Raw genomic sequence first — 5,128 nt, forward strand, 5'->3', positions numbered from 1 at the left:
ATAGTATTATTTACTATTCAACAATTTGGTTCTAAATTAGTTGGAAAGTTTTTTGCACCTATGATGTTAATTTGGTTTGCCATGCTTGGCATATTAGGTACTATACAAATCCTAAATGACTTTAGTGTTTTTCATGCGATTAACCCTTATTATGCTTACGAGTTATTAAAAATTCATCCAGAAGGTTTTTTTGTATTAGGTGCAGTTTTTCTTTGTACTACTGGAGCTGAAGCGTTATACTCAGATATGGGACACTGCGGAAGAAAAAATATCCGAGTGAGTTGGATATTTGTAAAAGTTATGCTACTGTTAAATTATTTTGGGCAAGGCGCTTATTTAATAAATCACGAAGGATCCACATTATCTGAACTTGGAGGAAAAGGTGGAAACCCATTTTATCTTATCATGGCTGAATGGTTTCTACCTATAGGTATTGTAATAGCAACCATGGCTGCAGTAATTGCTTCGCAGGCATTAATTAGCGGATCATTTACTCTAATTAATGAAGCGATGCGTTTGAATTTTTGGCCAAAAGTAAAAATTAAATATCCTACTGAAGTAAAAGGTCAATTATATATTCCATCAATCAACTGGCTTTTATTATTAGGATGTATTGGAATCGTATTATATTTTGAAGAATCGTCAAACATGGAACATGCTTATGGATTGGCAATTATCTTATGTATGATTATGACTACTATTTTACTCAATTTTTATTTAATTATGAAAAGAGTTAAATTATATTTTATTATTCCTTTAATAACATTATATTTAGCTATCGAGTTTAGTTTTTTATATGCAAATATTGTGAAATTTTTACATGGAGGATTTGTAACATTAATTATCGCATTAGGATTAATTGGGGTTATGGCTACCTGGTATCTAGCCAAACAAATTAGTAAAAACTACACCAAAATAGTCAAAATTGATGACTATAAAAAAGTGCTTGCCGAATTAAGTGTCGATTTATCCATTCCAAAATATGCCACACATTTAGTATACATGACTAATTCCAACAGAAGTGATGAAATTGAAGAAAAGGTGATGTACTCTATTCTTCAAAAACGTCCTAAACGAGCTGATTTATATTGGTTTATTCACGTGAATATACTAAGTGAACCCTATAAAAAAGAATATAAAGTAACTGAAATTATTAAAGATGATTTATACCGAATCGATTTTAATCTGGGTTTCAGAGAACCAACCAAAATTAATTTAATGTTCAAACAAGTAATTAAAGAAATGGTTGATCGCGGTGAAGTAGATATAACAAGTCGTTATGAATCACTTAGTAAAAACCATATTATCGGCGACTTTAAATTTGTGCTTTCTGAAAAATTCTTATCCAATGATGGCGATTTAACCTTCTTTGAAAAAGTGGTAATGAACACCTATTTCATTATGAAAAAGCTAAGTTTATCCGAAGAAAAAGCGTTTGGTTTAGATAGTAGTTCGGTAAAAATAGAACAATTCCCATTAGTACTTCATCCGCCAGAAAACATAGAAATGAAACGTATTGAAAACAATCATCATTAATTTATTTTGTTTTACGTGGGATTGTCACCTTACAAAAAATACCATTTCAAATGTATAGAAATGGTATTTTTTTAAGTTGTATGGCTATTCTTTCTAATCTTACATATCTTTATAAAAACAAGACAAGTAAGGATTTTCAATAGTATCCCTCACAAAATTTGTTGTTGAATTTAATAAAAGTTATATTCTTCAATCATTTCGTTCTTTTAGTTAAAAAAAGCAATATCTTAGCACGCTAATTTTTTTTTACATCATGCGATTACATCGAAATTTAGTTTACACCACAATCGATTCTTTAAACGCAATCTTCAATGAAGGTGAATATGCTGATAAAGTGGTTGCACGTGCTTTAAAAAAAGATAAACGTTGGGGAAGTTCTGACCGTAAATTTGTTGCAGAAACTATCTATGAAGTTGTTCGTTGGAAAAGATTATACGCTGAAATTGCTGAAGTTAAAGAACCTTTTAACCGAGAAGATTTATGGAGAATTTTTGCTGTTTGGGCGGTTTTACGTGGCTATCCAATTCCAGATTGGAGACAACTGGATGGAACTCCAGAACGAAAGATAAAAGGTAGATTTGACGAACTTTCTAAAATCAGAAAAATGCGTGAATCTATTCCGGACTGGATGGATGAATTGGGTGTAAGAGAATTGGGTGAAGTCCTTTGGACCAAAGAAATTGCAGCACAAAACCAGTCTGCAAAAGTCATACTTCGTGTTAATACTTTAAAATCAACAAAGGAAAAACTACGTTCGCTTTTAATGGATTTAAATATTGAAACCGAATTTATGAAAGACCAACCAGATGCTCTTGTTTTAAAAGAAAGAGCAAATGTGTTTTTAACTCATGCTTTCAAAGAAGGATTGTTCGAAGTACAAGACGCATCCTCTCAATTAGTAGCTGCATTCTTAGACGTCCAACCTGGAATGAGAGTTGTTGATACTTGTGCCGGTGCTGGTGGGAAAACGCTACATATGGCTTCCTTAATGCAAAACAAAGGACAATTAATTGCCATGGATTTGTATGAAAGTAAGCTAAAACAATTGAAATTAAGAGCCAAAAGAAACGGCGCCTTCAATATAGAATACCGAATAATTGACACGACTAAAGTGATCAAAAAACTGCATCAAAAGGCAGATAGAGTTTTAATAGACGCACCTTGTAGCGGGTTGGGAGTTTTAAAAAGAAATCCAGATGCGAAGTGGAAATTGCTACCTGAATTTATTGACAATATAAAAAAAGTGCAAGCCGAAGTTTTAGAAAATTATTCTAAGATCGTAAAACCTGGAGGTAAGTTAGTTTATGCTACCTGCTCTATCTTACCTAGTGAGAATCAGGAACAAATCAAGCGATTCTTAACAACAGAAACGGGAAAAACATTTTCCTTTGTTAAGGAAACAAAAATTTTAGCACAAGAAACTGGGTTTGATGGTTTTTATATGGCATTATTAGAAAGAAAAAAAGAATTATAAAAAAAATGAAAAAAATTATCTCCCTTTTATTACTATTAAAAATCGTTACAGCATTTTCACAAAATGGTGCTCCTGCTAATCCATACTATAATGGATTTAACTGGACACTCACCGGAACTGGCCTAAAAGATGCCCTTGCTACAAAAATAACTACAACTCATACTAAAGAATTAACCTATGCACAAGCAGAAAATGCACTGCGATATACTGATTTAGACCCGGCTGATGCTAATAACAACAATGTTTTATTGGTTTATGGGTATAGCCCTAATAATTGCGCTTATGTAGATAATAATGATTTCGGAACTTCTGCTGACGCAACATTTCATAGAAGCAGAAATAAAAATGCCGATGTTGCTACTACTAACGAATGTGCTTGGAACAGAGAACATATTTTTGCACAAGCGCTTGCCAATCCACCATTAGGACAAATTGGACCTGGAGCTGACGCTCACATGCTTCGTACTTGTGATGTTGATAGAAACACAGCAAGAGGAAATAGATTATATGCTAGTGGAACTGGTAATTCAGGAAATGCTGGAGCAAATTGGTATCCAGGTGATGAGTGGAAAGGCGATGTAGCGCGAATATTAATGTATATGTATTTGCATTACGGAACACAATGTTTACCAACAGCTGTTACATTTGGAACAACTGCTACCACTGATGCCAATATGCCAAATCTTTTGTTACAATGGAATGCTGAGGATCCAGTTTCTTTATATGAAGATCAAAGAAATACGTATTTAGGAAATGCATCAAACACCTACGGACAAGGAAATAGAAATCCTTTTATTGACAATCCTTATTTGGCAACAGTAATTTGGGGTGGACCAGTTGCCCAAAACAGATGGCCAACTATTTTTTTGGAAACATCAACCTTTGAATTTGCTAATGCAGTTTCTATTTACCCAAATCCTTCATCAAATATTGTAAATATTTCTACTGATATAACTTTAGATGAAATTGATATTATTACTATCAGCGGTCAGGTTTTACAACAAATAAAAAAACCTGTTTTTGAAAATAATAACTACACTATCAGTAATTTACCAAAAGGATTTTATTTCTTAAAATTATCATCTGATACAAATTCTGTTACTAAAAAAGTATTGATTAACTAGATTTCAATCCCAATATAAAGTAAAACGCTGTTGAAATTCAACAGCGTTTTTTTGTTTTTAATCGAAAAATAACCCAGATCATGACCAAAATTGTATAGAAAACACTGATTTTCTTTGAACTTTATTGCTTCTTTAGTATCTTTAGCGCTCAAAATGTGTAACCCTAAAACATTTTAAAAATGTTAGAAGAAAAGAATGATAACCTGCTTGAAGCAGATGGAAGTGTAAACGATGAATCACAACAAGTGAGCATCGCTGAAAATCAAGAATTTCTTGTTGAAAATCAAGAAGAAACAGAAACATTAGCAGAAGTTGAGACAGATGTTTCTATTGAAGAAGATGTTGTTGAAGAAGTTACAGAAGCTGGCCCAGAACTAGAAGCTGCTGTTGAAAAACCAGCTAATGAAGAATTTGAAGAAAAAGTAGGTATTTTAACTGAACCTCTTACTGAAGACGAACTTGAAGTTGCTGCAGAAACAGAAGCACTTGTTGAAGAAACAGTTGTAACTAAAGCAAAAAAAACTAAACCAAAAGCTGAAACTGAAGTAAAAGAAGCTACAGTTGAATTGACCGAAGAACATGTTACTAATAGCACTTTAGTTGATGACTTGAGCATTAACGATCAAGAGCAGCAAAATGACAACCAATCAGTAATTAATGCCATTGAAGAAGTTAACGCAGAGGAAAGCGAAGATGAAACATTGAAAGATCGCTATGATATTCCAATGCAGGATTACGATACTTTGTCAATGGAGCAATTGGTTGATGAGTTAGGCGAATTAGTTTTAGTAGAAAAACTAATGTCGGTAAAAGACCATGTTGAAGAGCTTAAAAAATCATTCCTATCAAAATATCATCATTTTATTGATGAAAAGAAAGAAGAATTCCATGCTGAAAATCCAGAAACAACAGAAGATTTTCACTATCATTTTCCTTTAAAAGTAAAATTTGACCAATTATATTCTCAATACAGAGACAAAAAAAATAATCATTT

The 5,128-nt window shown here is 32.6% G+C and carries 3 protein-coding genes and 1 pseudogene; all 4 read left to right on the forward strand.

The window, feature by feature from the left end:
- On the forward strand, positions 1 to 1,536 hold a 1,536-nt coding region (locus tag ACOYLP_RS10595), incomplete at its 5' end, for a KUP/HAK/KT family potassium transporter (RefSeq protein ID WP_422856139.1).
- A gap of 253 nt (positions 1,537 to 1,789) precedes the next feature.
- Positions 1,790 to 3,010, forward strand: coding sequence for an RsmB/NOP family class I SAM-dependent RNA methyltransferase (locus tag ACOYLP_RS10600; protein ID WP_422856140.1), 1,221 nt, complete (start codon positions 1,790 to 1,792; stop codon positions 3,008 to 3,010).
- A 5-nt stretch (positions 3,011 to 3,015) separates the two neighbouring features.
- Positions 3,016 to 4,134: an endonuclease gene (locus tag ACOYLP_RS10605; protein WP_422856141.1), complete on the forward strand. Its 1,119-nt coding sequence runs from the start codon at positions 3,016 to 3,018 to the stop codon at positions 4,132 to 4,134.
- Between the two features lie 179 nt (positions 4,135 to 4,313).
- Positions 4,314 to 5,128, forward strand: a pseudogene (locus ACOYLP_RS10610) (hypothetical protein); the annotation flags it as partial.

It is taken from the genome of Flavobacterium sp. (assembly GCF_049318325.1).
Classification (GTDB): domain Bacteria; phylum Bacteroidota; class Bacteroidia; order Flavobacteriales; family Flavobacteriaceae; genus Flavobacterium.

Bases quoted from the DNA above. Each gene is read 5' to 3' on its own strand.
- ACOYLP_RS10605 (WP_422856141.1), top strand. From the start codon at position 3,016: ATGAAAAAAATTATCTCCCTTTTATTACTATTAAAAATCGTTACAGCA.
- ACOYLP_RS10600 (WP_422856140.1), top strand. From the start codon at position 1,790: ATGCGATTACATCGAAATTTAGTTTACACCACAATCGATTCTTTAAAC.